Origin of the sequence: Shewanella sp. YQ_9 (genome assembly GCF_043103185.1) — a bacterium.
In the GTDB taxonomy this organism is placed as follows: domain Bacteria; phylum Pseudomonadota; class Gammaproteobacteria; order Enterobacterales; family Shewanellaceae; genus Shewanella; species Shewanella algae.
Window position 1 is genome coordinate 46,743 of record NZ_JBICJO010000070.1, and the last position, 24,992, is coordinate 71,734.

Consider the following 24,992-nt stretch of genomic DNA (forward strand, 5'->3'; position numbering starts at 1 on the left):
ATTAACTTACAGGACATCAAGCCAATGAACTCTCTCTACTCAAGCCTCAACTTTGGACTCGGTGAAGAAATCGATATGCTGCGGGATGCAGTCAACGGTTTCGCCGCCAATGAAATCGCCCCCATTGCCGCCAAGGTGGATCAGGACAACGCCTTCCCCAACGAGCTTTGGCCTCAGTTCGGCGACATGGGGCTGCTTGGGATAACAGTCCCCGAAGAGTTCGGCGGTGCCAACATGGGTTATCTGGCGCACGTCGTCGCCATGGAAGAGATCTCCCGCGCTTCGGCGTCCATAGGTTTGTCCTACGGCGCCCACTCCAACCTGTGCGTCAACCAGATCAACCGCAACGGCAATCAGGCCCAGAAGGAAAAATACCTGCCCAAACTGGTCAGCGGCGAGCATATAGGCGCACTAGCGATGAGTGAACCCAACGCAGGTTCGGACGTGGTTTCCATGAAGCTGCATGCCCGCAAGGAAGGCGACCGTTACATTCTCAACGGCAATAAAATGTGGATCACCAATGGCCCGGATGCCCACACCTATGTGATTTACGCCAAAACCGACTTGGACAAGGGCCCGCACGGGATTACCGCCTTTATCGTCGAGCGCGGCTTCAAAGGCTTCTCCCAGGCGCAGAAGCTCGACAAGCTGGGAATGCGCGGCTCCAACACCTGTGAACTGGTATTCGAAGACTGCGAAGTCCCGGAAGAAAATATTCTCGGCGGCCTCAACCAGGGTGTAAAGGTACTGATGAGCGGCCTCGATTACGAGCGGGTGGTGCTCAGCGGCGGCCCTCTTGGGATAATGACCGCCTGCATGGACATAGTGATGCCCTATATGCACGAGCGGGTGCAGTTCGGCAAATCCATCGGCGAATTCCAACTGGTGCAGGGCAAACTGGCCGACATGTACACAGGCATGAATGCCGCCAAGTCCTATATCTATAACGTCGCCAAGTCCTGCGATCGCGGCGAAACCACACGTAAAGATGCCGCCGGTGCCATTCTCTACAGCGCCGAGCTCGCCACCAAAATGGCACTGGACGCCATTCAGTTGCTGGGCGGCAACGGCTATATCAACGAATACGCTACAGGTCGCCTGCTGCGCGATGCCAAGCTCTATGAAATCGGCGCCGGTACTTCGGAAATCCGCCGCATGCTCATCGGCCGCGAGCTGTTCAACGAAACCAAGTAATGGCGAATGCCGGGGCCGTTCAAGCAAGCGGCCCTTCACGCTCCCCCATTCAGTCGAAAAGGATGACAAGCCGTGCCTCAAATCAGCAGTAGAATCAACGCCCGCAGCGATGAATTCAGGGAAAAACAAGCCGCCATGTCCCACCTGGTGGCCGATGTCCAACAAAAGCTCAACAAGATAGTCGAAGGCGGTGGCCCTGTGGCCATGGAGCGCCATCTGTCTCGCGGTAAACTGGCGCCGCGCACCCGGGTAGAGAAACTTCTGGATCCCGGCTCGCCATTTCTGGAACTGAGCCAGTTCGCTGCCTTCGAAGTCTATGACGAAGAAGTGCCCGCCGCCGGCATCATAGCCGGGATCGGCCGGGTCAGCGGAGTCGAGTGCATGATTATCGCCAACGACGCCACGGTCAAAGGCGGCACTTACTACCCGCTGACGGTGAAAAAACACCTGCGGGCTCAGGAGATAGCCGAGCGCTGTCACCTACCCTGCATCTATCTGGTGGACTCGGGCGGTGCCAACCTGCCGCGCCAGGATGAAGTGTTCCCGGACAGGGATCACTTCGGCCGTATTTTCTTCAATCAGGCCCGCATGTCCTCCAAAGGGATCCCGCAAATCGCCGTGGTCATGGGCCTGTGTACCGCAGGTGGCGCCTATGTGCCGGCGATGGCGGATGAATCGATTATTGTCCGTGAACAGGGCACCATCTTTTTGGCCGGCCCGCCGCTGGTGAAAGCCGCCACAGGTGAAGAGGTCAGTGCCGAAGAGCTCGGCGGCGCCGAGGTACACACCAAGATAAGCGGTGTGGCCGATCATCTGGCTCAAAACGACGACCACGCGCTGGAGTTGGCCCGCAATGCCGTCTCCCGCCTCAATCACCAAAAACAGATTGCCCAGACTCTGAGCCAGGTAAAGCCACCCAAGTACGATATTCATGAGCTCTACGGCATAGTCGGCACCGACTTGAAAAAGCCCTTCGATGTCAAAGAAGTGATTGCCCGCATCGTCGATGACTCAGACTTCGACGAGTTCAAGGCCGGTTACGGTGCCACTCTGGTGTGCGGTTTTGCCCGTATTCATGGCTACCCGGTAGGCATAGTGGCCAACAACGGCATTCTGTTTTCCGAGTCGGCACAAAAAGGCGCTCACTTCATCGAGCTTTGCTGCCAGCGCAAGATCCCGCTGCTGTTTTTGCAAAACATCACCGGCTTTATGGTCGGCAAGAAATATGAGCATGAAGGCATAGCCAAACACGGTGCCAAGATGGTGACTGCAGTATCCTGCGCCACTGTGCCCAAGTTTACCGTGATCATCGGCGGCTCCTACGGCGCCGGTAACTACGGTATGTGCGGTCGCGCCTTTGAACCCACCATGATGTGGATGTGGCCCAACGCCCGCATCTCAGTCATGGGGGGCGAACAGGCCGCCGGAGTGCTGGCCACAGTGCGTAAAGACGGCCTGGCCCGCAAGGGGCAGACCATGAGCGCCGAGGAAGAAGCCGCCTTCAAGGCTCCGGTGATAGCCCAGTACGATAAAGAGGGTCACCCCTACCATGCCAGCGCCCGTTTGTGGGACGACGGCATTATCGACCCGGCCCAGACCCGGGATGTAGTCGGCCTGGCATTGTCGGCGGCGCTGAATGCGCCCATAGAGGACACACGTTTCGGCGTGTTCCGCATGTAATGGAGGCCGGTATGGATTATCAATATCTGACCTTAACCACCGACTCCCGCGGCGTTTCATCCCTGGTGATGAATCGCCCTCAGCTGGCCAACGCCTTCGATGAAGTGATGATTGCCGAGCTCATTCATGCGCTGGAGTCCCTGGCCCGGGATCCCGCCTGCCGGGTGCTGCTGCTGAAAGCCAACGGCAAACATTTCAGCGCCGGTGCCGACCTGAACTGGATGCGCAAACAAGCGGCGATGGACTTTGACGACAACCTCAAAGACGCCGCCGAGTTGGCCCGGTTGATGGCCACTCTGGATCAATTCCCCAAGCCGTCGTTGGCACTGGTACAGGGTGCGGCCTTTGGCGGGGCGCTTGGGCTGGTGTGTTGCTGCGATATCGCCATAGCGACGCCCAAGGCCAGCTTTTGCCTGTCCGAGGTGAAGCTTGGCCTGATCCCGGCGGTCATCAGCCCCTATGTGCGCCGCGCCATGGGTGAGCGTCAGGCGAGACGCTATATGTTGACCGCAGAGCGTTTTGATGCCGAAGCCGCCAAGACTTTGCAACTGGTGCATCAGGTAGCAGACGATCTCGAGGCCGCCGCCGCGCCCCTTATCGAGTCGCTGCTGGGCAACAGTCCGCAGGCGCTCAACTGGTGCAAACAGCTGATAAGCGATATCCGCCACGGACTGATAGATGAACAGACGCTGGCGCTCACCGGCGAGGCCATCGCCCGGATCCGGGTGTCTGCTGAAGGCCAGGAAGGACTGAACGCCTTTTTCGAAAAACGCCCGCCGAACTGGCAAGGTTCAAGTAACAACCCGGCCAACAACTCCAGTTGCCATCCAGGCAATAGCTCAAACCCGCCAGAGCGCCGTGACTAAGGAAGGATGTAAGATGTTCAACAAGATTCTGATTGCCAACCGCGGCGAAATTGCCTGTCGCATCATACGTACCGCCAGGTCATTGGGTGTGCGCACTGTCGCACTGTTCTCGGATGCCGATCGCCATGCCGCCCATGTGGCCATGGCCGATGAAGCCTTTTATCTGGGGGGCTCGGCGCCAGCCGACTCCTACCTCAGGGGCGATGCCATCATCGATATCGCCAAGGCCTGTGGCGCCGAGGCGATCCACCCGGGTTATGGCTTTCTGTCGGAAAACGCCGGTTTTGCCGCAGCCTGTGAACAGGCCAATATCGCCTTTATCGGTCCCAAGGCCGATTCCATAGAAGCCATGGGCAGCAAGAGCGCCGCCAAACTCATCATGGGCCGCGCCGGAGTGCCGCTGGTGCCCGGCTATCACGGTGATGACCAGAGCGATGAAGTGTTGCTCAGTGAAGCCGAAAAAATCGGTTTCCCGCTGCTGATCAAGGCCGCCTTCGGTGGCGGCGGCAAGGGAATGCGGATTGTCCGCAGCCTCACGGAAGTCAAGTCGGCCATCGACTCTGCCCGCCGTGAAGCCGCCTCCAGTTTTGGCAATGACAAGCTGTTGATGGAGCGTTACCTGGAGCAGCCGCGCCATGTGGAAGTGCAGGTATTTGCCGACACCCAGGGCAATGCCATTTATCTGTCAGACAGGGACTGCTCGATTCAGCGCCGCCACCAGAAAGTGGTGGAAGAAGCGCCGGCCCCCGGCCTCAGCGACGCCCTGCGCCGCCGCATGGGTGAAGCCGCCGTAGCCGCCGCCCGCGCCATCGACTATGTGGGTGCTGGCACGGTCGAGTTTTTGCTGGACACCCATGCCACAGAGGAAGACGGCAGCTTCTTCTTTATGGAGATGAATACCCGTTTGCAGGTAGAGCATCCTGTTACCGAGCTGGTAACCGAGACAGATCTGGTGCACTGGCAGTTGCTGGTCGCCGCCGGAGAGCCTCTACCCCTGACTCAGGAGCAAGTTGCCATTAATGGCCATGCCTTTGAAGTGCGAATTTATGCCGAAGATCCGGATAACGACTTCCTGCCCGCCAGCGGCAAGCTCAACTTCCTGCGCGAGCCCAAGCCATCGCGCCATGTGCGTATCGACTCGGGTGTCCGTGAAGGCGATGAAATCTCCAACTTCTACGATCCCATGATAGCCAAGCTGATTGTCTGGGATGAGTCACGCCCAAGAGCGCTGCAGCGCCTGCAAAGGGCTCTGGATGACTTCCAGCTCACCGGCCTGAAACACAATATCGGTTTCCTGGGTAAAATCGCCGCTCACCCGGCCTTTGCCGGCGCCGACTTCAGCACAGATTTTATTGAGCGCTATCAAGCACAGCTGCTGCCTCAAGCGAAAGACAGCGCCCTGCCCTTACCGCTGCTGGCCAAAGCCGCACTGTATGAAATGCTGTGGCGCAAACGCGACTCCCAAGCCAAACAGGCAAACAGTCAGGACCCTTCCTCGCCCTGGGGCAGCGCCAGTGGCTTTAGACTCAACAGCGCCAAGCGCCACGATATCGCCCTGATGGACGATGAACACCATATTCATCACCTGCAGTTGACTGAGCTGGCCAAGGCCGATAGCTGGCAACTGACACTGGATGGCCAAACCCTGGTTATCGAAGGCGAGCTGAGCACAGATGAGGCCGGTGGTGACACGCTTCGCTGTGTGGTCGATGGGCATATCAGCAGCCAGCGAATCAGCCGCCAGGGCATGGACTTTACCCTGCTTAGCCGCTCCGGCGAGCTTAGCGCCTGTCATTTCCGCGCCATTCAGAATGAGCTGGAAGAGGAGCAGGCCAACCACGCCGATCTGCTCAAGGCGCCGATGAACGGCACCATAGTCACCCATCTGGTGGCTGTGGGCGACAGCGTTAAGGCCGGCCAAGGGCTGATGGTGATGGAAGCGATGAAGATGGAATACACCATAGCCGCGCCTTTCGATGGCACTGTGAGTAAGTTTTTCTTCCAGCCCGGCGAACTAGTCAGCGATGGCGCCCAGTTGCTGGAGCTCAGCGAACAACTCAAGGAGGCTTAAAAATGCTGCCTCCCAAGGTAAGCCTGTTTGAAGTGGGCCCAAGAGACGGCCTGCAAAATGAAACCTCGGTCAGCACTCAGGCCAAGATAGCCCTGATTGAAGCCCTGGCCGATGCCGGGGTGAAACGCATCGAAGCCGCCAGCTTTGTGTCGCCCAAGTGGGTACCGCAAATGGCAGACTCGGGCGAGGTGCTACGCAGCATTTCACGCCGCGCCGGCGTCTGCTACAGCGCCCTGACTCCCAATCTCAAGGGCCTGGAGTTGGCGCTGGATGCCGGCGCCGATGAAGTGGCGGTATTTGCCGCCGCCTCCGAAGGCTTCAGCCAGAAGAACATCAACTGCTCCATCGAAGAGTCCATCGCCCGCTTCGAGCCCCTGCTGAGCCGGGCCAAGGAGCAAGGCATTCGGGTTCGTGGCTATGTTTCCTGCGTACTGGGTTGCCCCTATGATGGTGAAATCGCCCCGGCAGAAGTGGCTCGGGTCGCCGACATTCTGCATCAATTGGGCTGCTATGAAATATCCCTCGGCGACACCATAGGCGTAGGTACACCGCTCAAGGCCCGCAAAATGGTGGAAACCGTGGCCGAGCGCGTACCGGTAGAGCGCTTGGCGCTACACTTCCATGATACCTACGGTCAGGCGCTGGCCAACATTCTCGCCTGCCTGGAAACCGGCGTCAGTGTAATAGATACCTCGGTCGCCGGACTCGGTGGCTGCCCCTATGCCAAAGGCGCATCCGGTAATCTGGCCAGTGAAGATCTTGTCTACATGCTGCATGGTATGGGTATAGACACAGGCATAGATCTCAACAAACTGGCCCAGGCCGGACGGCAGATAAGCCAGCAGCTTGGCCGGCAAACCAGTTCAAAAGTGGCCAGAGCCCTGGGAGCTTAAGGCTTCCAGGCGGAACAACAGATAAGCAGTATAACGACAGATAATAAACAGCAAGGACATCACTATGGCAGGACTCAATAAAGTCGTCGGCAGCTACGACGAAGCGCTCGCAGGTCTCACCAATGATATGACAGTCATGGTGGGCGGCTTCGGCCTTTGCGGCATTCCCGAAGGTCTTATCAATCAAATGGTCAAGCTGGGCGTCAGCGGCCTGACCGCCATCTCCAACAACGCCGGGGTGGACGACTTCGGGCTGGGGCTGCTGCTGCAACATAAGCAGATAAGCACAATGATCGCCTCCTATGTGGGTGAAAACGCCACCTTTGAGCGGCAGATGCTCAGTGGCGAACTCAATGTGATCCTTACCCCGCAAGGCACTCTGGCGGAGAAGATCCGCGCCGGCGGCGCCGGGATCCCCGCCTTCTTTACCGCCACCGGCTACGGCACCCCTGTGGCCGAAGGCAAAGAAACCCGCGAAATCAATGGCCGCCACTATGTGCTGGAAGAGGCACTGACCGCCGACTTCGCGCTGATCCGCGCCTGGAAGGCCGATACCATGGGTAACCTGGTATTTCGCAAGACAGCCGCCAACTTCAACCCCATGATGGCCACCGCCGGCAAGATAACAGTGGTGGAAGTGGAAGAGATAGTCGAGCCGGGTGAGCTGGACCCGGATCATATCCACACCCCGGGAATCTATGTGGATCGCGTCATCAAGGGTGTGTTCGAGAAGCGTATCGAACAGCGCACAGTCAAACAGGCATAAGGGCAGGAGAGCAAAATGGCACTTTCAAGAGAACAACTGGCCCAACGCGTCGCCAAGGAACTCAAAGACGGTTACTACGTCAACCTGGGGATAGGTATCCCCACTCTGGTGGCCAACTATATCCCCGAGGGCATGCAGGTGATGCTGCAATCGGAAAACGGCCTCTTGGGGATGGGTGAATTCCCCACCGAAGACACTATAGATCCGGATCTGATCAACGCCGGCAAGCAAACCGTTACCGCCGTCAAGGGCGCGTCTTTCTTCTCCAGCGCCGAGAGCTTCGCCATGATCCGTGGCGGGCATGTGGATCTCACGGTACTGGGCGCGTTCGAGGTGGATGTCGAAGGCTCTATCGCCTCATGGATGATCCCCGGCAAGCTGGTTAAAGGCATGGGCGGCGCCATGGACTTGGTGGCCGGTGCCGACAATATCATAGTCACCATGATGCACGCCGACAAACACGGCAACTCCAAACTGCTGAGTAAATGCGAATTGCCGCTCACGGGTTATGGCTGCATCAAGCGGGTACTGACAGACCTGGCCTTTATCGAAATCAAGGACGGCGCCTTCCACCTGCTGGAGCGGGCGCCAGGTGTGAGTGTCGAGGAGATAGTTGCCAAAACCGCCGGCAAGCTTATCGTCCCGGAACATGTGCCAGAGATGGCACTGTAAATCAGACCCTTTGCCCCCGCAGAGATGTGATATCCCAAACACCCGCCGTTGCGGGTGTTTTTGTATTCAGTCAACAGGGACAATTCCCCCACCAACACTTGCAGGGCTTACGGCGGTGGATTTTCTCATTACCTGCCGCAAATTTTCGCACTGGCACATCTGTGACGCGGCGCGAGTTGCATAGCTAGTTGCATAGCTAGTTGCGTAGCTAGTTGCGTAGCTAGAGCAAGGTGCTTTCGAGCACGAACCAAGGAGGGTGAGCTGGCTCATTATCCCTCGAGGCTATGTCTCGGCCATACACTTCCCTGAGTATGAGCCAGTTCGGCGTCCATGCCTCTCGTTCGTAGCCAACGCAATGCGTTACTAACCATGCTCCGGAAGGTCAAAGTTCACCTGCGCTTAGAAAATAAATGCACTACCTAAGGAAGGTGCGAACAAGTCCCATGTGTGCTCTGCGTCGACTTACAGGCCTGTATGCAAGGCGTGGTTCGCAGCAAATGGCCCTAGTCCTTTGCAAGAAGCACAACACAGCAGGCTGGCCTGTAAGCCATGTCCCCGAACAAAGTGTTTACCAATTTCCCGGTCTATACACTCTTGTATCCCCTCTTGTATACACAGTGGCTATCCATTAACCTGAAACGGCATTGGCAATGGATGGCTTGACGCGAATCTGACGCCAGTCAAGAGCGGCTAACGCTTTTATACTTTAGAGCTTGGATGCTACGACTAAGGCTCGATTCTCTGCCTGTTACATCAGGCAGCTGCATGCGACAGGGAAAGTCGGGCTCTCTCCCCTCTTAGTGAAACCCCAAAATACTGCCCAGCCGATGTTGCAAAGCCCCTTAGTCCGATGCAGCTCGTATCCAACACGGATATAGGGTAAAAAAAACAATCATAATTTGGAGACTCAATTTGGCCACCAAAGTACTGCTTCTTCTTGCCTGCCTAGCGGCATCGAGTATTGCCCAAGTTCATGCAACCGCCACAGAAGCTGCCGCTTTAGGCACAGAGAGTACAAAGAGTGCACTGCAACAACTCAGTGCCAAGAGTAAGCTGCAAACCCAGGTGATGGTGCTTGGCAGCCTGCACCTGAGCAATATCAAACAGCAATTGGACAGCTGCTCTCTATCCTCGATCCTTGAGCCACTCTCCCGTTACCAGCCTACGGCCATAGCTGTAGAGTCACTGCGGCCACAGGATATCGCCACCATGATCAACGGCTCAGGCGAGTATCAGACTGTATTGGATCATTTTGTGGGACAAAGATTTCTGGCGTTGGCGATAAAGGAGCAGCAGGAATTGCGGCTCTCGGCGCAAAAGGCGCTTGAGAGTCTGGAGCCCTTATTGGACGAGACCAGCCTTGAACCTGTGCAGCGAGCAAGGCTCATCAAGTTGGCCGTTGCCGCCTATCACAAAGAGATAGCCCTGCTGCACTGGCATTATTTGGACAAAACCGCGGCGAGCCCAACGATTTCCACCGAGTTGCGGCACTATCTGGAGCAACTCGCCGCGAGCAATAACGAGAAAAACACCCTTGGCAATAACCTGGCCATGGCATTGAAGCTCAAGCGCATTTATCCGATAGATGATCATCTGGATAAAGATCTCTACCGCCCCATCGAAGCGCGGCTGCTTGAGTCTTACAATCAGTCGCCTCATGCCGCCGCTCTGGCCAAAAGCGACTATATCAACAAGCCACAAAGGCTAAAGACAGAGGCGCTTGAGACAGGCAACTGGTTGCCGCTCTTTTTCTGGCTAAACAGCCAGGAGTACCAGAGGGCCGTCATTGACCAGGAGTGGAGCCTGTTTATCGATAAAGATTTAACCCAGGATGCGGCGCTCTCCCGGGTTGCCCTTTGGGAGATACGCAATCTCAACATGAGCTCGCACATCATGCGCGTGGTGGCAGCTAACCCTGGAGGCCGGGTGCTGGTGATAGTCGGTGCCAGTCACAAGGTGTTTCTGGAGCAGTATTTGGCCAATATGTTGGGGGTTAAACTAATCCAACCGCAGCAGTATTTTGCCGCCCCAAAGAGATCAAAGGGGCAATCACCACAGCACTTGTTCTCATATAAAGAGCAAAGATAGAGAGCATGAACTGTCCATAACACACGGTCAATAAAGCATCGCCCATGAAACATAGCTCACGAAATAGAAACAGCGGCAAAGGGTCATCAACTGCGCACAGCAAGACCCACTCCGGTTGGCTTGTTGGCCTGCTCATGGGGCAACTGGCCGCTCTGGTGTTTGCCGTGCCGACCGCGGCGCTGCTTTGGTTGGCAACCAATAAACATCTGGCCCTGTGGAGCAACGGCCAAGCCTTTATCGGCAGCCAGGGTTGGTGGCTGACACTGGCAGTATTTGCCCTAACTGCGCTGTTACTGCCGCGACTCTTCCCGAGTCTGCTGGGGAAAGTCTGGCAGTTATTGATTTGGTTTTAGTTGTAAACAAGGAACCCCATGAAACAATTGCAAAGTGTAGCCTGGCTATATGAAAAAGACGGTAAAGTCTTGTGTGTCAAATCCAAGGGCAAAGATAAGTACTTTATTCCCGGCGGCAAACCTGAACCGGGTGAAACCCTTGAACAAGCCCTGACTCGGGAGTTGAAGGAAGAGCTCAGCATAGATCTGCAGCAAGACACCATTTGCCACAGGTTCAGCATTACGGATAAGGCCTTCGGCTTCGAGAACACTGAGCTGACCATGCATTGTTTCAGCTCGGGCTTTAGTGGCGACATCATTACCGCCGCCGAGATAGAAAGCCTGGACTGGATAGACATGGTGGGTATCATCAAGTGTGCACCGGCGGCGCAGCAGGCGATTGCAAGACTGCTTGGCGACCATTGAATCGACGTTCGCTGGAGCAGCTTTGTCCATCTTGGTCTATCCTGCTGCCAGATAACACAGAGTCAGGCTCGCACTCGCAAGCGAGCCAGGGAGAACACAAATGGACAAAAAATTGCAGCAAACCGACGGTAGTGTTTCTATCGACCACAAGATTGCCGCCCTGGGCGGCTGGCGCGCCGAGATGCTTGGCCATATCCGCGAACTTATCAAGGCAGCTATTCCCGAGGTAGTTGAAGAGTGCAAATGGGTAAAGCCAACGAACCCGTCCGGCGTACCTGTATGGTCAAGCCAAGGCATACTCTGTACCGGCGAGTCATACAAAGCCAAATTGAAACTGACATTTGCCAATGGCGCTTCGCTGCCGGATCCCCACAAGCTGTTTAATGCAGGTCTTGAGGGCAAACAGCGTAGAGCCATAGATATTACCGAGGGCCAATCCTTGGATGAAACGGCTTTCAAGGCACTGATAAGCGCCGCTGCCGACTTCAACCACAACAAGGCCCTGAAACAATCAAAGCGGTAAGTGGGCTGCTAGAGCGGCAGCAAAGATGCACCAAGCTATAGCTATAGATATACAAATCTAAGGAAGGTCAATGAATAACCCGTTTATTCGCCGTTTGGCACTATTGTTTTTCCCCTTGTTTTCCCTTTACCTGGCGCCTGCGGCATTTGCCGAAGTAGATGAGCTTTTTATGCAGTATCTGCAGGGCCATTATCAGCTGGTTGGCAAAGCCATTGACTCAGATGCCAGCTACACGGGCAAGATGAGCATTTATGAGCAGGACGGCGAACTTAAGGTGCGCCGGGAGATAGAAGGCTTAAGCATTCAAGGAACAGCAGCCATAGAGCCGGTGCTGAACGGCGATGCCAAGGTGCTTAGGATCCGTTTTCAGCAACAAGAGCGGGATATTGAAGCCAGCTGCCTGTGGCGCGGCGATCTGGATAACTATGCCCGCATCAGCTGCTACCTGTATCATCCGGGGGAAGACACAGAAAACCCAGGTTTGGAGGCGTTGTTTCACTTGAGATAATTGCCAGGATTAACAACCCGGCTTGCCATTACGCGTTCAACACCTTTAACTCTCTTTAGCAATCAAACAGGGAAGTCACTATGAATCGGAAACTCATCACCTTAATCAGCAGCGCCTTCATGCTGGTTATCGGCACTACGGCGCAGGCCTGCACCCGCGCCGTCTATCACGGCGAAGAGCAGTTGGTGATCACCGCCCGCTCCATGGACTGGCGCGACGAAATCCCGGCGAGCCTCTGGCTGTTTCCCCGCGGCATGCAGCGCCATGGGGCAGTCGGCGACAACTCAGTCACCTGGACTTCACGCTACGGCAGCCTGGTCACCAGCGCCTTTGATATCTCCAGCACCGACGGCATGAACGAGAAGGGCCTGGTGGCCAATCTGTTATGGCTGGCAGAGTCGAGTTATCCCGAGTACCAGGGTAAACGAAAAGGCTTGTCGGTCGCTGCCTGGGTGCAATATGTGCTGGATAACTTTGCCACTGTCGCCGAAGCCGTCGATGCACTGAGAGCCGAGCCTTTTGTAGTGGTTTCCGCCAATATTCCCGGTACCCAACGTTTTGCCACCCTGCATCTGTCGATTTCCGATGCCGCCGGTGACAGTGCCATATTCGAGTACATAGACGGCAAGCTGGTGATCCATCACGACCAAAAGTACCGGGTCATGACCAACTCCCCCATCTTCGAGCAGCAACTGGCACTGAACCAGTATTGGCAACAGATTGGCGGCTTTACCATGTTGCCGGGAACCAACCGCGCCGCCGACCGGTTTGTCAGGGCCTCTTTCTATATGGATGCCATTCCCAAGACAGCCAATACCCGGGTGGCGGTTGCCGGCGCCTTCAGCGTCATTCGTAACGCCTCTGTGCCTTTCGGTATAGCTTCCGAGACTGAACCGAATATCTCTTCGACCCGTTGGCGCTCGGTCTCGGATCATAAAAATCGGGTGTATTACTTTGAAACCGCCTTAACCCCCAACACCTTCTGGGTCGATATGAAGGGCATCGACTTCAATAAACAGCAAGATGTGAAAAAGCTGACCATCAACAACAACAGCATTTACTCAGGTAACGCGCTGTCGGACTTTGTCACGGCCAAGCCCTTTACGTTCGCCGGGCTTTAATCTTTAAGGCAGGGAGCCAAGGCTCCCTGTCTATCTTTTTGACCTCACTGCCGAGCCTGCGTTCGCGCAAACCGTATCAAGGACTCAAAGCTGTTCAGCCCGGCTTAAGGCTGATGGCGGATACTGTGAACTCTGAGAATCTTTGCAGGAGTCCTGTGAATGAAGCTAGCCAACACCTTAGGCAAGTATTTCCCTAACCCCAAAACCGCTCTCTGGATGTTTTCGGCCCTGGCCCTTGGCACACTCTCCGGCTGCGGCTGGTTTGCCGCAGATGAAAAGGCGCAACTGGAGCAGCAGTGGCTCGCCAAAGATCAAGAGTTGCAACAAGCCATTGAGCAGATCCGCTCTCAAGGTCTGGAGGCCATCAATCGCAGCGCCGAGGTCAGCTCGGTAACCGCCTGCGTCGCTGAAAAGCTCAGCCGCGATCCGCTTGGTGAGCTGATCCAGGTCGATGGCGTATTGGCCGAGCCCGCCAGGGTCAGCGAGCTGCTCGGCCAAATTCAGCAATTACTTGAGCAGGGCTTTAGTTTTGAAAATGCAGCCGCACTGCTGAATAAGGGAGCGGATCTCGCCGCCTATGTCAGCACACTTATCGAATCCCAGGGAATAGACAAGGCTTTGGCAGATGTCGAACAGCTACTGAAAAACGGCACTGATATCAAGGATCAGCAGCTCGGTGGCCACTTGCAAACCCTGCTGAACCAATGCCGTCAATCCCCTCCTAAAGGAAATGGATAGCGGCCGAACGTCATTCCTGCAAAAGACGGTGGCTGCAAACAACTTGCCGCCGCTCTCCCCTTGCCCGCCAAGGACTTGACCACTGGCGCCACAGACTCACCAGATAAAAGAAAAATCCCAGTTATTCAATTAGCCATTCAAACCAAAAGCCAGTTTTTATTGCCACCAACACAACAAAAACCAGACAGTTGCGCCATAGCTTTAAATCTTGGCTGTGATAGAGTCTCTTTGAACAAGGATCCGAGTCTGAATGTAATGGAGGCCATATGAGCACAGCAGTTCCACGTACCGTCACATCTCCCAAAAAGTTCATTATTGGCAAAGGGTTATTGTCGCAAATGCACGAATATGTGCATGACTTCGGCGACAATGCTTTTATTATTGCCGATGAGTTTATTCTCGGCAGGCTTGAGGATGAAGCCCTGACGGGTCTTGAGCAAAATGGCATCAGCAACCAACTGGAAAAATTCAACTACGAGTGCAGTGAAGCCGAGATCCAGCGGCTTGCCGCCCTGGCTGAGCAGGCTCATGCCAACGTAATAGTGGGTGTCGGCGGCGGTAAGACCCTGGATGCCGCCAAGGCCGTTGCCTTTCACCTTAAGCACCCCGTCGTTCTCTACCCCACCATAGCGTCAACCGATGCTCCCTGTACGGCTCTGTCAGTGATTTATACCGAAGCGGGTGAGTTTGAACGCTATCTATTCCTGCCACAGAATCCGGATGCCGTGATTGCCGACACCAGCATCATCGCCGCCGCACCGGCGCGTTTCTTTGCCGCGGGTATAGGTGATGCCCTGGCCACCTACTTTGAAGCCAGGGCCTGTTATCAGGCCGATGGCGTTAACCTGGTGTTGAAAAAGCCCTCGCGTACCGGCCTTGGACTGGCGCAGCTGTGCTATCAACTGCTGAGTGAAAACGTTGCCGCCGCCATGGATGCGGTAAACAACAAGATAGTCACCCCGGCGCTGGAGCAAACCATAGAGGCAACCATCTATTTAAGCGGTGTCGGCGCCGAAGCCGGTGGCCTGGCGGCAGCGCATGCGGTCAACAATGGTATGTCGGCGGTTGCCGAGCTGCATGGCGCCCAACATGGCGAGAAGGTGGTCTTTGGCCTCTTGACCCAACTGGTGCTGGAAAACGCTCCACAGAGTGAAATAGACAATGTTGTCCGCATCATTAAAACCGCTGGATTGCCGCTGACTCTGGCAGATATGGGGCTGAAGCACTTTTGCGAAGAAGAGTGGCGCAAGGTCGCCGAAATCGCCTGCGCCGAAGGCGATACCATGGGCAATATGCCGATGGCTATCAGCGTCGATGATGTCTATCAGGCGATGATAGCTGCCAACGCCATGGCCGAGCGCTATCGCCGCCAGGACTGACAACAGCCAGAGCTGCAAACCCTCCGCGAGTTGGTTTGCAGCCTTCTTTAAATAACAGCAAGGCCCAAGGTTACATTTTTGTTAGTCAAAGATGTTTTTAAGTTTTTTAAAAACAAAGACCTAACAAAAAAGGATTAAAAATCACCGGCCGGCAGAACCCCGGGGATTTGCGTGACACTCATCACACAACTATCGCCATTTAAGGAGTAGAAAGGTTTGAGCTTTATTTCCAGCCACTCGCCTCTGAGGGCCGGAATCCACGATAAATCCAAACATTTTCACCCGATGCCAGGAGTTGGCATCAATACCCTATTACTTGCAACGCTGGGAGGAACACATGGCATATGCAACGATCAATCCCTTCACAGGAGAGCTCATCAAAGAATTCCCCAACGCCACTGACGCCCAAGTCACCGAGGCGATTGAATCGGCCCACCAGGCCTTCTTGAGCTGGCGCAATACGCCCTTTGCCACCAAGGCTGAAATACTCAATCGGGCTGCAGCCCTACTCAGAGACAGCAAGCGCCGCTATGCAGAGCTGCTGACTCTGGAGATGGGTAAAGTCATTGGAGAGGCGGAGGCCGAAGTAGAATTGTCGGCACAAATCCTCGAATACTATGCAGAGCATGCCGAGAGACTGCTGGCACCGCAGAAACTGCCGGTGGCCGATCCCGCCGAAGGGGAAGCCCTTTTAGTCAATGAACCTCTGGGGGTATTGTTGGCCATTGAGCCATGGAACTTCCCCTACTACCAGATTGCCAGGATCCTGGCACCACAGCTTTCAGCCGGTAATACCCTGCTGCTGAAACACGCCTCCAATGTGCCTCAGTGCGCCGCCGCCTTTGAGAGCCTGATGCGTGATGCCGGGCTGCCGCAGGGCGCCTTCCAAAACCTGTATGCCACCCGGGATCAAATCGAACAGATCATTAACTCACCCAAGGTGCATGGCGTGGCCCTGACCGGCTCTGAAGGTGCCGGCGCCGTTATCGCATCCCAGGCCGGCAAGGCGCTGAAAAAATCCACCCTGGAGCTGGGCGGCTCTGATGCCTTTATCGTGCTGGAAGATGCCGAGCTCGAGAAAACCATAGATTGGGCGGTGTTCGGCCGTCACTGGAATGCGGGTCAGGTTTGTGTTTCATCCAAGCGAATGATCCTGGTGGAAGCCATCTATGACAAGTTTATGGAAGGCTATACCCAAGGTGTGGCCAAGCTTAAAGCCGGCGACCCCATGGATCCTAATACTACCCTGGCCCCACTGTCATCCCAGGGCGCTGCAGATGAAGTGAAGCAGAAAATTCGTGAAGCGGTTGAGCATGGTGCCACGGCTACCGAAGTCGGCCCCAAAGTGCCGGAGCAAGGCGCCTTTGTGCAGCCGACCATACTCACCAATGTCACCCCGGACAACCCGGCTTACTACTGGGAGTTCTTTGGCCCTGTCTCCATGATCCTCAAGGCCAAAGATGAACAGGAAGCGATTGCCATTGCCAACGACTCTCCCTTCGGCCTCGGTGGTTCGGTATTCACCGCCGACAAACAACGCGGTCTGGCGGTAGCCAAACAAGTCTCTACCGGGATGATGTTTGTCAACCACCCCACCATGGTCAAGGCCGATCTTCCCTTTGGCGGTATCCGCCGCTCCGGCTATGGCCGCGAATTGATCGACTTAGGACTGAAAGAGTTCGTCAACCTCAAGCTGATCAATGTGGTGGATATCGACGCCCCCTTCTGATCTCACTTGAATCACGCAGCTATCAATGACAGACCCGGCCATTTGGCCGGGTCTTTTTGTGTAAGTCCATGAACTGACACAGATACTGACAAGCAAGGCTTACAGGCTGGACCAGATTGCTTAAATGGACAGCATCGACTATAGATTTGTGACCCGGCATATTCCCGGCAACCGGCAGTAACACAAAGACAAGGAAGCCCAAGGTTATCGCCACTTCAGCCATGTCATGGAGGACAGTCTATGAACTCACAAATAAGCCAAGGTTTTGAAATCGCTACCTGGTACGATACCTGGAATCCTGTTGGCCTGAATAATCTGGTCAACAACCTGGTCCCGTTGCACCTTGCCAGTCGCTACAGCCTGGCATTCGGCCAGTTGTCGGCTATTCACTCTGGTGGTTACTGTATTGAAATGAGTGGCAAATATGCCGATGCCATCAAAGATCAGCTGCTCTCTCAAGCGCCGGGTATCGAGCTTTATGCCGGAATTGGCAGTGAAGGCATACAGGCAAGCGTTGCCAGTAACAAGAGTGACAACAATCTCTCTACCCGCAATATTGTCTCCTGGCTCAAGGACAATCACTACACAGGGATAAACATAGACGCCGAAGAAAGAGAGGCGATGAAGCAAGTGGCCGAATTCGTCACTCAGTTGGGGCCTGAATTTCGTGCTGCCGGTCTCGGAATTGCCGTTTCAGTCCCCTGGCCCGGGGAAGGGCCGAGTTACCTCTACGGAGAGGGAGCTATCCAGGCCTTTAACGATAATGTCGATGCGGTGGAAATGCAGGACTACTCCTCCATCAATACCGCCCGCGATGCTGCGGTTTGGCTTGATGCCGGTTTAAAAGCCGAGATATTGATGGGCGGAGTCTGCAGTGAAAACTCCCGGGTACAAACCCCGCTCGAACAAGTTGAGCAGTGGACTGAGTTCGCCATTCACAATGGCTTGCGGGGCATGTTCAGTTGGCGTTTGGATAACGATCACGGCTCAGACGGCACCCGGGAAGACGTAGGCCCCAACTTTGCCTGCGCCAAGCACCTCTACGATACCCTGATGAAAAACAGATAGGCAGCACCTATCCCGGCTGGCTCACCAAGCCAATGCTTGCCAGCATTGTTGCCTGAACGGTTTCAGAGCCGCTGCCGGGAAATCTATGTCACGCGACCCGGCCGCTGCTGGCACTCTGGCATGTAAATTTAGGCAAATCCCTTATCCTTGAGAGCTCCCTGACAGTTAAAGTGTTTATTCGCTGCGCTTTTGCAATGCTGTCCCGGTTCATATCCACGCCACTGCCGCGCGGCGGCCTCTAGTCAATGGAGTCCTCAATGAAACAACACAAATACAGTATCAGTGTCGAGCATCTCGAAGATCAAAACGGTATGCCATCAAACTATCAAAAGGCACTCAAATTCGAAGTCGGCAATCACGACGATATCTTTGCCATAGTGGACAAAATCAAACAGCGACAGGACTTTGATGAAGATCAGGCTGCCGCCTTTGCCGTTGGCCTTAAACTCTTCAGTGAAGTGATGCTGGAGCAACGTAAAAATCCACTCTTCGATGAGTTTCGGCCTCACTTTATGCAGTTTATGAAACAGCTCAAGCAAGGAAACCGCAGCGCCTAAATAGCTTCATGGCAAGGAATCACCCTGGCAAGAGCCCCAGGCGTTAACAACTTGTATTTAGTGCTTGTATTCACAGCTTGGGCCGTGTCATCTTAAGCGGCATCTAATACTCACAGCTGCATCATTCATGTCTGGACTGGAAAAGAAACTGCCGCCCCTGGCTCTCTTGTTGCTGTTTGCTCTTTTGCTGCAACTGACGTCCTATTGGCTGCCCTCTTCCGGCCTGCCTTCCAGCCTCAGCCTGAGCCTTGCTTTTTCTCTGTTGGCGGCCGGGCTGATTATCCCATTGGCGGGAGTGCTCAGCTTCAAACGCCATGGGACGACACCGGATCCCAGGGTGCCGGAGCAAAGTTCAGCGCTGGTAACCTCGGGGATTTATCGCTGCTCACGCAATCCCATGTATCTGGGATTTGTGTTCTTGCTGCTGGCGCAGACATTTTTCCTCAACTCACTCTGGCTGCTGCTCTTGGTCGCCCTGTTTATTGCCTATTTACAGCGCTTTCAGATCCTTCCCGAAGAGCGGGCGATGCAGCAACTCTTTGGTGATCCCTACCGCGCCTATTGTCAGAGAGTCAGACGCTGGATCTAACCCGGGCCTCCTCTTGTAAACCTGCCCCAGGCAAAAAACCACATTCGAATGATGCCACAAGGGGACAAGCTGTGATCCAGCGCATAAAGGCTTTGCCGTCAGGCAATTGTGGCTCCCAGTTTGCACCTTTCGCGGCCACCGTCGCCTCCATCGCGATTCATCTCTGTCATAATTGCCCTTGACGGTCAACCCATACGCTTTTTGAGACACTGCCATGCCCCTGTTTGCCAGAGCCTCCGCCTTCGCCGATTTTATCTATCGCCATTCCCGCGCCGTACACACGGTAAAACTGGCCTTGGCGCTGTTTATTGCCGCCGCCATCAACGCCATCTGGTCTTTGCCTCACTTTGTCTGGAGCATGGTCACCATAGTGATCATCATGATGGGCCTGCCACAAGTGGGCGGCGCTATCGAAAAATCGCTGCAGCGGGCCATAGGCACCTGCTTGGGCTCGGCTTATGGGGTCTTGTTGGTGATCACCATGGGCGGCTATTGGGACTTGATGGGCTTACTGATCCTCGGGGTCAGCATAGTCTGCTATATCAATGCCGGCCGCTACAGCTATGCCTACCTGGTGGCTGGGTTCACCATGATCATAGTGATAGGTGACGCCAACCACGACACCTCGGAAGCCTTATGGCGCACCGCCAATATTCTCATCGGCTGCGTGATTGCCGTGCTGGTATCCCTGTTTGTGCTGCCAATCAAGGCCAAACAGGACTGGCGGGCCCAACTGGCAAGCTCACTGAAAATCATGACCCAAGTGCTGGAGCAACATCTCAATGCCGGCCAGGAAGAGCCGGAAAATGCCCGTAAGTCGCTGGAAACGGCAATGAAGGCGGTGCTGGCGCAGAAAAAACTGCTGTTTTCGCTGGAGTGGGAAAGCCAAACCTTGAAGAAAGAGGCCGCTACTCTGACCGAGCTGGCCAACAAACAGATAAGGGTGATCACGCTTTTGGAGCTACTGCTGCTCACCCGCTGGAAGGCCGAAGAGGATGAGGCCTATGCCAGAGTCAAACAGGTAGCCAGCGGGCTACAGCGAGAGTTTGCCTATCTGGCGGACTATGTGGCCGGCAACACACCCGACTGCCCCAAACTCCCCCTGGGACTCGGCTATCAATTGCAGCAACAGCTGCTTAAACAACTGCCATCTGAGCCGAGCGATGACTCGCCGGAAGCGGCCCATCAAGGTTTCGCACTCAGTGGTTACAGCTGGCTTATCTATCAACTGGCCCAGGCGCTGTTGGCCATTCATGGCGAGCTGGCCAGCCTGGATCTGGCTTATAAGCGCAAAGCATCTTCCCAGCGCCAGTTGGATATTCCCGAGTAACTGGCCACCGGGCGTTACAGCCGCAACAGGTCCTGCTGATGAAAGTGGATCACCACTTCAGGGTCAAGCTCGAGTGCCAGATCCAGTATATGGCTGATGCTGATGGGCGCCTCGCCAATCTGGCTTAAGCTGTTGTAATAGCCCAGTAAGGGTAAGGCCCAGTCGCGACGCCTTTCAATCAGCTGCTGGTACAACAGGGCGGCCTCTTGGTATTGTTTCTGCTCATAGATCAGCATGGCTTTGAGATAGACAAGCTGAAAATACGCACGGCCCTGACGCTTTAATCCCTTATCGAGCTGCGCCATAGCCTCATCGGATCGCCCCAACGCCCGCAAGCTGACGGCCTGATAAAACTGCAGCTTATCCAGATAGTCATACTGTCTCGCGGCTCGTTGATAACTCTTGAGCGCCGCCTCATGCTGGCCCATTTGTGCCAGGATATTGCCTTTGAGCATCTGGCCATCGGCCCAAAGCTGAGGCTTGTTATTGAGATAGCGGTTTATCTGCTCCAGCGCTGCCGGATAGTCCCGGGTTTCATAGAGTGTCCTGGCAATATCCAACCTGAGATCACGCTCCGATCCCAAAGCCTCGGCTTTGCGGTAATCGGCCAGAGCGCCGGCATAGTCCGGACGCAGACGCTGGGAATAAGCGGACAGCACCTGAGCCTTGGCTGCGGCGCGGAAAAAATACAGTTCAGAGTCCTTGGACAGCATGGGCTCGGCCTTGTCATAGGCCGCCACCGCCTTGGGATAATTGGGGATATTGCTGAAGTAATAAAGCTGCCCAAGCAAAAATGCCAACCGCCCGGAGTCCGGATAGTTTTCTATGGCCGCATCCAGTCTGGGCGCCGCCTCTGCCATCTTCCTTTCATAAATAAGCTTTTGAATCACTTTAATTTCTGAGGCGGGAACGGCTTTATCTGCGACGGCCTGCAATGGCAAAACTGAGCCCAGCAATAACAGCAACAAACCCGGTAACCGCTTTCTGGATATACGGCTTCCAGCAGGGGAAATTGACGACATAAGCTTCCTTTCTTTATCTCTTTATCTCTTTATCTCTTTATTTATATCTTTGGCTGTTCGCCTGGGCTTTTACTATTGAACTTGTCGCTTCGGGCTTGCAAACGCAACGCCTCGCATCAGTCCCAAATCAATTCGCGGTAGTGCTTACGACAGACAGACTCATAACTCTCATTGCCGCCTATCGCCACCTGCTCACCCTCACGCACCGGGTTACCCGCCCCATCACGACGGATCACCATATTGGCCTTGCGACCACAGTGACAGATGGTTTTCAGTTCTACCAACTTGTCGGCCCAGGCCAACAGGTACTGACTGCCAACAAACAGCTCGCCCTGGAAGTCGGTACGCAAACCGTAACAAAGTACAGGAATATCCAGGATGTCGACCACATAGGCCAGCTGTTTGACCTGCTCTTTACTGAGAAACTGGGATTCATCAAACAGCACACAATTCAGGTGCTGACGCTCATGTTCGGCGCGGATCATCTCGAGCAGATTGTCATCATGGGCAAAAATACGTGCATCACATTCAATACCGATCCTGGAAGCGACCTTTCCCACTCCAAAACGGTCATCTATGGCGGGTGTCATCACCAGGGTATGCATGCCGCGCTCGCGATAGTTATAGGATGACTGCAGTAAAGAGGTGGATTTCCCGGCATTCATCGCCGAATAGTAGAAATAAAGTTGCGCCAAAACGGCTCTCCCCTGAGAAAAATTCCGGCCGCAATTTTACACTTTTTACCACATAAATACAGGATGCATGCCCCATGCAGCCAAACTTGAGCATTGATTCAGCATTCGCTGAATCTGCCCATTAAAATCAATTTGTTACACTTCTTTATCAATAAGCTGCTGGCCTGCAAACATCGCGATTATGTAGGCTATAAACATTAAATTCAGCCACTTTTAAGCAACAAGTGCTAAGTTGCGCTAAAAAACTCATAACTAAAGATGGAAGTCATAACAATGCGAAAATCTCTTCTGGCGCTGGCCGTTGGCGCCACACTGGCTATTTCTGGCTGCAGTACTCACACGCCTCAGGACAAAAATCTGGCAAGTGCTGAAGCCACTCAAAGCAATCCACTTTTTGCCAAGAGTACCTTGCAATATCAGGCCCCGGATTTTCGCCTGATCAAAGATGAACACTTCAAGCCTGCACTCGAAGCCGGTATTGCCGAGCATTACCAGGAAGTGTTGGCCATTGCCAACAACCCAGAGAAACCCACTTTTGCCAACACCATAGTCGCCCTGGAAAAATCCGGTGAACTGCTAAGCCGCGCCTCAAGCGTTTTCTATAATCTGACCGGCTCCAACTCCAACCCTGAACTGCGTAGAATTCAGGGTGAAATGGCGCCCAAGATGGCGGCCCACTCAGACAACGTCAATCTCAACCCGGAGCTGTTTGCCCGCATCGACAGCCTCTACTCTCAGCGCCACCAACTGGGCCTGAGCAGCGAAGAAGTGCGCCTTATTGAGGTGTATCACCAGCGCTTTGTGCTCGCCGGCGCCAAGCTGACCGAGAACGAGAAAGCCCAGATCCGCGCCTTGAACGAAGAGCAGTCCAAGCTGGTGAACGAATTCCAGCAACGACTGATGCGGATGAACAAAGAGATTGCCGTAACTGTGGCTGACGTTGCTCAATTGGACGGTCTGTCCGACTCAGCCATTCGCAATGCCGCGGCCGATGCCAAGGCAGCCGGTCTCGATGGCCAATACCTCATCAGTATCACCAACACCACTCGCCAGCCGGTGCTGGCTCAGCTGAAAAACCGAGAGCTGAGAAAACAGATTTGGGAAGCCTCTGCCTATCGCGGCCTTGAAGGTGAAAACGAAACTGCCTCTCTGGTAGCCCGCCTGGCGCAGCTGCGCGCCGAACGCGCCGCCCTGCTGGGATTTGATAACTGGGCCAGTTACCGCCTGAGCCCACAGATGGCCAAGACACCCGAGGCCGTCTATGAGATGTTCGGCTCCATGGTGCCGGCCGTTGTCGCCAACACCCAGAAAGAAGCCGCCGATATCCAGGCGATGATCGACAAGACTGGTGGCAAGTTCCAGCTCAAGCCTTGGGACTGGGCCTTCTATGCCGAACTGGTGCGCCAGGAGAAATATGATCTGGATGAAGCCAGCCTCAAGCCTTACTTCGAATTCAATCGAGTGTTGGAAGACGGCGTCTTCTTTACCCTCAACCAACTCTATGGGGTAACCTTCAAGCCACGGCCGGATCTGCCGGTTTATCACCCTGATGTCAAAGCCTGGGAAATGTTCGATGCCGATGGCAGCAGCATGGCCATCTTCTACGGCGACTATTTCGCCCGTGAAGGCAAGCGCGGCGGTGCCTGGATGAGCTCTTTCGTCAACCAGAACCTGCTCAAGGGCGACAAGCCCGTGGTGGTCAATGTGATGAACATCAAGAAGGCACCGGAAGGCGAAGCCACCTTCGTCAGCTATGACGAAGTAACCACCATGTTCCACGAGTTGGGTCACGGCACGCATGGCATGTTCTCCAAAGTAACCTACCCCAGCCTGTCCGGTACTGCGGTATCCCGTGACTTTGTCGAGTTCCCATCCACCTTCGAAGAAGACTGGGCCGGTCATCCACAAGTGTTGGCCAACTATGCCAAGCACTACCAAACCGGCGAGCCTTTACCCAAGGCGATGCTGGACAAGTTGCTGAAGTCCCGCAGCTTCAACCAAGGCTTCGACACCCTGGAGTATATGGCAGCCGCTCTGGTAGACATGGAGTGGCACTCGCTGGACAAGGACGCACCGCTGCAGAATGTCGCCGAGTTTGAAGCCAAGGCGCTTGAAAAGCACGGCCTGAACATTGAAGCCGTGCCACCACGTTACAAGTCGACCTACTTTGCCCATGCCTTCCCGGGTGGCTACAGTGCCAGCTACTACGCCTATATGTGGAGCGAAATCCTCGCGGCCGATGCCTTTGCCTATGTACAGACCCAAGGCGGCCTGAAGCGGGATATCGGCATGAAGTATCGCAAGACTATCCGCGAAGTGGGTAACAGCGTGCCACCTATGGAAGCTTACAAAAACTTCCGTGGTCAGGAGCCGACAACCGATGCCCTGCTCAAGCGTCGTGGTCTGCTCTGATAAGTGAGCGCTGAAAACCGTTTAAGTCCGAGGGGCGAGATTACACCTCGGACTTAAGCATAAAAAACACCTGAGTCTTCCGGCTCAGGTGTTTTTTATGACAAGCTATTCGACTTCCAGCACCGGCAATCATTCTCCCCGTAATCGGGGCCGGGTCTATTTTGCAAACCATTGAAAATGGACATGTGATACCTAAGGAAGGTACGAATAAGTCCTCGTGACGTTCTCTTTTGTAGAGAGTGGCTTGCACAGCAACTTGCCGTTCAAGACATCTGACTGAAGGCATGCCGGGGCCTGTCGAAGTCGGATTGAATCGTTAATGTTTCTTTAAAG

The 24,992-nt window shown here is 54.8% G+C and carries 23 protein-coding genes; 21 read left to right on the forward strand and 2 right to left on the reverse strand.

Translation table 11 applies throughout. From position 1 onward, the window contains the following. Window positions 1–24: 24 nt before the first annotated feature. The 20 genes from ACF8D4_RS19355 to ACF8D4_RS19450 all read left to right on the forward strand — a co-directional run bounded on the left by ACF8D4_RS19355 (window position 25) and on the right by ACF8D4_RS19450 (window position 20,530). Entirely contained in the window at window positions 25–1,194 is a 1,170-nt protein-coding gene (locus ACF8D4_RS19355; RefSeq protein WP_025889846.1) for an isovaleryl-CoA dehydrogenase, read from the forward strand. A 72-nt stretch (window positions 1,195–1,266) separates the two neighbouring features. Next, on the forward strand, window positions 1,267–2,874 hold the full coding sequence (locus ACF8D4_RS19360; protein WP_025009397.1) for a carboxyl transferase domain-containing protein: 1,608 nt from the start codon (window positions 1,267–1,269) through the stop codon (window positions 2,872–2,874). Between the two features lie 11 nt (window positions 2,875–2,885). Beyond that, window positions 2,886–3,740, forward strand: a complete 855-nt coding sequence (locus tag ACF8D4_RS19365) for an enoyl-CoA hydratase-related protein (protein WP_392466410.1) — start codon at window positions 2,886–2,888, stop codon at window positions 3,738–3,740. A 13-nt stretch (window positions 3,741–3,753) separates the two neighbouring features. Next, window positions 3,754–5,811, forward strand: a complete 2,058-nt coding sequence (locus ACF8D4_RS19370) for an acetyl/propionyl/methylcrotonyl-CoA carboxylase subunit alpha (RefSeq protein WP_208190131.1) — start codon at window positions 3,754–3,756, stop codon at window positions 5,809–5,811. Between the two features lie 2 nt (window positions 5,812–5,813). Further along, window positions 5,814–6,704, forward strand: coding sequence for a hydroxymethylglutaryl-CoA lyase (locus ACF8D4_RS19375; protein ID WP_392466413.1), 891 nt, complete (start codon window positions 5,814–5,816; stop codon window positions 6,702–6,704). 64 nt (window positions 6,705–6,768) lie between these two features. Continuing rightward, on the forward strand, window positions 6,769–7,470 hold the full coding sequence (locus ACF8D4_RS19380) for a CoA transferase subunit A (RefSeq protein ID WP_071476287.1): 702 nt from the start codon (window positions 6,769–6,771) through the stop codon (window positions 7,468–7,470). Between the two features lie 15 nt (window positions 7,471–7,485). Then, the gene (locus tag ACF8D4_RS19385; protein WP_025009400.1) at window positions 7,486–8,142 is read left to right on the forward strand and encodes a CoA transferase subunit B; all 657 of its coding nucleotides are present in this window, start codon (window positions 7,486–7,488) and stop codon (window positions 8,140–8,142) included. 912 nt (window positions 8,143–9,054) lie between these two features. Then, a complete protein-coding gene (locus tag ACF8D4_RS19390; RefSeq protein WP_392466417.1) occupies window positions 9,055–10,230 on the forward strand; it encodes a DUF5694 domain-containing protein in 1,176 nt (391 codons plus the stop codon). Between the two features lie 44 nt (window positions 10,231–10,274). Next, window positions 10,275–10,583, forward strand: coding sequence for a hypothetical protein (locus ACF8D4_RS19395; RefSeq protein ID WP_223828923.1), 309 nt, complete (start codon window positions 10,275–10,277; stop codon window positions 10,581–10,583). A gap of 18 nt (window positions 10,584–10,601) precedes the next feature. After that, the gene (locus ACF8D4_RS19400; RefSeq protein WP_392466419.1) at window positions 10,602–10,988 is read left to right on the forward strand and encodes an NUDIX domain-containing protein; all 387 of its coding nucleotides are present in this window, start codon (window positions 10,602–10,604) and stop codon (window positions 10,986–10,988) included. Between the two features lie 100 nt (window positions 10,989–11,088). After that, entirely contained in the window at window positions 11,089–11,511 is a 423-nt protein-coding gene (locus tag ACF8D4_RS19405; protein ID WP_101059733.1) for a DUF1801 domain-containing protein, read from the forward strand. 70 nt (window positions 11,512–11,581) lie between these two features. Then, window positions 11,582–12,019, forward strand: coding sequence for a hypothetical protein (locus ACF8D4_RS19410; RefSeq protein WP_144220337.1), 438 nt, complete (start codon window positions 11,582–11,584; stop codon window positions 12,017–12,019). 80 nt (window positions 12,020–12,099) lie between these two features. Next, on the forward strand, window positions 12,100–13,140 hold the full coding sequence (locus ACF8D4_RS19415) for a linear amide C-N hydrolase (protein ID WP_028779082.1): 1,041 nt from the start codon (window positions 12,100–12,102) through the stop codon (window positions 13,138–13,140). A 159-nt stretch (window positions 13,141–13,299) separates the two neighbouring features. Further along, window positions 13,300–13,878, forward strand: a complete 579-nt coding sequence (locus ACF8D4_RS19420) for a hypothetical protein (protein WP_306822439.1) — start codon at window positions 13,300–13,302, stop codon at window positions 13,876–13,878. 266 nt (window positions 13,879–14,144) lie between these two features. Further along, on the forward strand, window positions 14,145–15,257 hold the full coding sequence (locus ACF8D4_RS19425; RefSeq protein ID WP_107005709.1) for a glycerol dehydrogenase: 1,113 nt from the start codon (window positions 14,145–14,147) through the stop codon (window positions 15,255–15,257). A 337-nt stretch (window positions 15,258–15,594) separates the two neighbouring features. Continuing rightward, the gene (locus tag ACF8D4_RS19430) at window positions 15,595–16,986 is read left to right on the forward strand and encodes an NAD-dependent succinate-semialdehyde dehydrogenase (RefSeq protein ID WP_208194054.1); all 1,392 of its coding nucleotides are present in this window, start codon (window positions 15,595–15,597) and stop codon (window positions 16,984–16,986) included. A 240-nt stretch (window positions 16,987–17,226) separates the two neighbouring features. After that, window positions 17,227–18,054 (forward strand): hypothetical protein, encoded by an 828-nt coding sequence (locus tag ACF8D4_RS19435; protein WP_025009407.1) that lies wholly within the window; start codon window positions 17,227–17,229, stop codon window positions 18,052–18,054. Between the two features lie 257 nt (window positions 18,055–18,311). After that, a complete protein-coding gene (locus ACF8D4_RS19440; protein WP_392466424.1) occupies window positions 18,312–18,611 on the forward strand; it encodes a DUF3861 domain-containing protein in 300 nt (99 codons plus the stop codon). Between the two features lie 127 nt (window positions 18,612–18,738). Beyond that, a complete protein-coding gene (locus ACF8D4_RS19445; RefSeq protein ID WP_044734027.1) occupies window positions 18,739–19,200 on the forward strand; it encodes an isoprenylcysteine carboxylmethyltransferase family protein in 462 nt (153 codons plus the stop codon). A gap of 214 nt (window positions 19,201–19,414) precedes the next feature. Continuing rightward, window positions 19,415–20,530 carry an FUSC family protein gene (locus ACF8D4_RS19450; protein ID WP_044734026.1) on the forward strand — a complete coding sequence of 372 codons (1,116 nt, stop codon included), beginning with the start codon at window positions 19,415–19,417 and terminating at the stop codon, window positions 20,528–20,530. 14 nt (window positions 20,531–20,544) lie between these two features. Here ACF8D4_RS19450 and ACF8D4_RS19455 read toward each other — a convergent pair whose 3' ends face one another. Both ACF8D4_RS19455 and ACF8D4_RS19460 read right to left on the reverse strand, forming a co-directional pair. Continuing rightward, a complete protein-coding gene (locus ACF8D4_RS19455; protein ID WP_186295207.1) occupies window positions 20,545–21,390 on the reverse strand; it encodes a tetratricopeptide repeat protein in 846 nt (281 codons plus the stop codon). Window positions 21,391–21,668: 278 nt separating this feature from the next. Beyond that, window positions 21,669–22,247 carry a thymidine kinase gene (locus ACF8D4_RS19460; RefSeq protein WP_025009412.1) on the reverse strand — a complete coding sequence of 193 codons (579 nt, stop codon included), beginning with the start codon at window positions 22,245–22,247 and terminating at the stop codon, window positions 21,669–21,671. 273 nt (window positions 22,248–22,520) lie between these two features. On the opposite strand from ACF8D4_RS19460, the gene ACF8D4_RS19465 reads away from it, so the two are divergent. Continuing rightward, window positions 22,521–24,659 carry a M3 family metallopeptidase gene (locus tag ACF8D4_RS19465; protein WP_208160716.1) on the forward strand — a complete coding sequence of 713 codons (2,139 nt, stop codon included), beginning with the start codon at window positions 22,521–22,523 and terminating at the stop codon, window positions 24,657–24,659. Window positions 24,660–24,992: the final 333 nt, after the last annotated feature.

Coding starts and splice junctions, on each gene's coding strand:
- ACF8D4_RS19355 (WP_025889846.1), top strand. CDS start 25: ATGAACTCTCTCTACTCAAGCCTCAACTTTGGACTCGGTGAAGAAATC.
- ACF8D4_RS19365 (WP_392466410.1), top strand. CDS start 2,886: ATGGATTATCAATATCTGACCTTAACCACCGACTCCCGCGGCGTTTCA.
- ACF8D4_RS19370 (WP_208190131.1), top strand. CDS start 3,754: ATGTTCAACAAGATTCTGATTGCCAACCGCGGCGAAATTGCCTGTCGC.
- ACF8D4_RS19375 (WP_392466413.1), top strand. CDS start 5,814: ATGCTGCCTCCCAAGGTAAGCCTGTTTGAAGTGGGCCCAAGAGACGGC.
- ACF8D4_RS19380 (WP_071476287.1), top strand. CDS start 6,769: ATGGCAGGACTCAATAAAGTCGTCGGCAGCTACGACGAAGCGCTCGCA.
- ACF8D4_RS19385 (WP_025009400.1), top strand. CDS start 7,486: ATGGCACTTTCAAGAGAACAACTGGCCCAACGCGTCGCCAAGGAACTC.
- ACF8D4_RS19395 (WP_223828923.1), top strand. CDS start 10,275: ATGAAACATAGCTCACGAAATAGAAACAGCGGCAAAGGGTCATCAACT.
- ACF8D4_RS19400 (WP_392466419.1), top strand. CDS start 10,602: ATGAAACAATTGCAAAGTGTAGCCTGGCTATATGAAAAAGACGGTAAA.
- ACF8D4_RS19405 (WP_101059733.1), top strand. CDS start 11,089: ATGGACAAAAAATTGCAGCAAACCGACGGTAGTGTTTCTATCGACCAC.
- ACF8D4_RS19410 (WP_144220337.1), top strand. CDS start 11,582: ATGAATAACCCGTTTATTCGCCGTTTGGCACTATTGTTTTTCCCCTTG.
- ACF8D4_RS19415 (WP_028779082.1), top strand. CDS start 12,100: ATGAATCGGAAACTCATCACCTTAATCAGCAGCGCCTTCATGCTGGTT.
- ACF8D4_RS19420 (WP_306822439.1), top strand. CDS start 13,300: ATGAAGCTAGCCAACACCTTAGGCAAGTATTTCCCTAACCCCAAAACC.
- ACF8D4_RS19425 (WP_107005709.1), top strand. CDS start 14,145: ATGAGCACAGCAGTTCCACGTACCGTCACATCTCCCAAAAAGTTCATT.
- ACF8D4_RS19430 (WP_208194054.1), top strand. CDS start 15,595: ATGGCATATGCAACGATCAATCCCTTCACAGGAGAGCTCATCAAAGAA.
- ACF8D4_RS19435 (WP_025009407.1), top strand. CDS start 17,227: ATGAACTCACAAATAAGCCAAGGTTTTGAAATCGCTACCTGGTACGAT.
- ACF8D4_RS19440 (WP_392466424.1), top strand. CDS start 18,312: ATGAAACAACACAAATACAGTATCAGTGTCGAGCATCTCGAAGATCAA.
- ACF8D4_RS19445 (WP_044734027.1), top strand. CDS start 18,739: ATGTCTGGACTGGAAAAGAAACTGCCGCCCCTGGCTCTCTTGTTGCTG.
- ACF8D4_RS19450 (WP_044734026.1), top strand. CDS start 19,415: ATGCCCCTGTTTGCCAGAGCCTCCGCCTTCGCCGATTTTATCTATCGC.
- ACF8D4_RS19455 (WP_186295207.1), bottom strand. CDS start 21,390: ATGGCAGAGGCGGCGCCCAGACTGGATGCGGCCATAGAAAACTATCCG.
- ACF8D4_RS19465 (WP_208160716.1), top strand. CDS start 22,521: ATGCGAAAATCTCTTCTGGCGCTGGCCGTTGGCGCCACACTGGCTATT.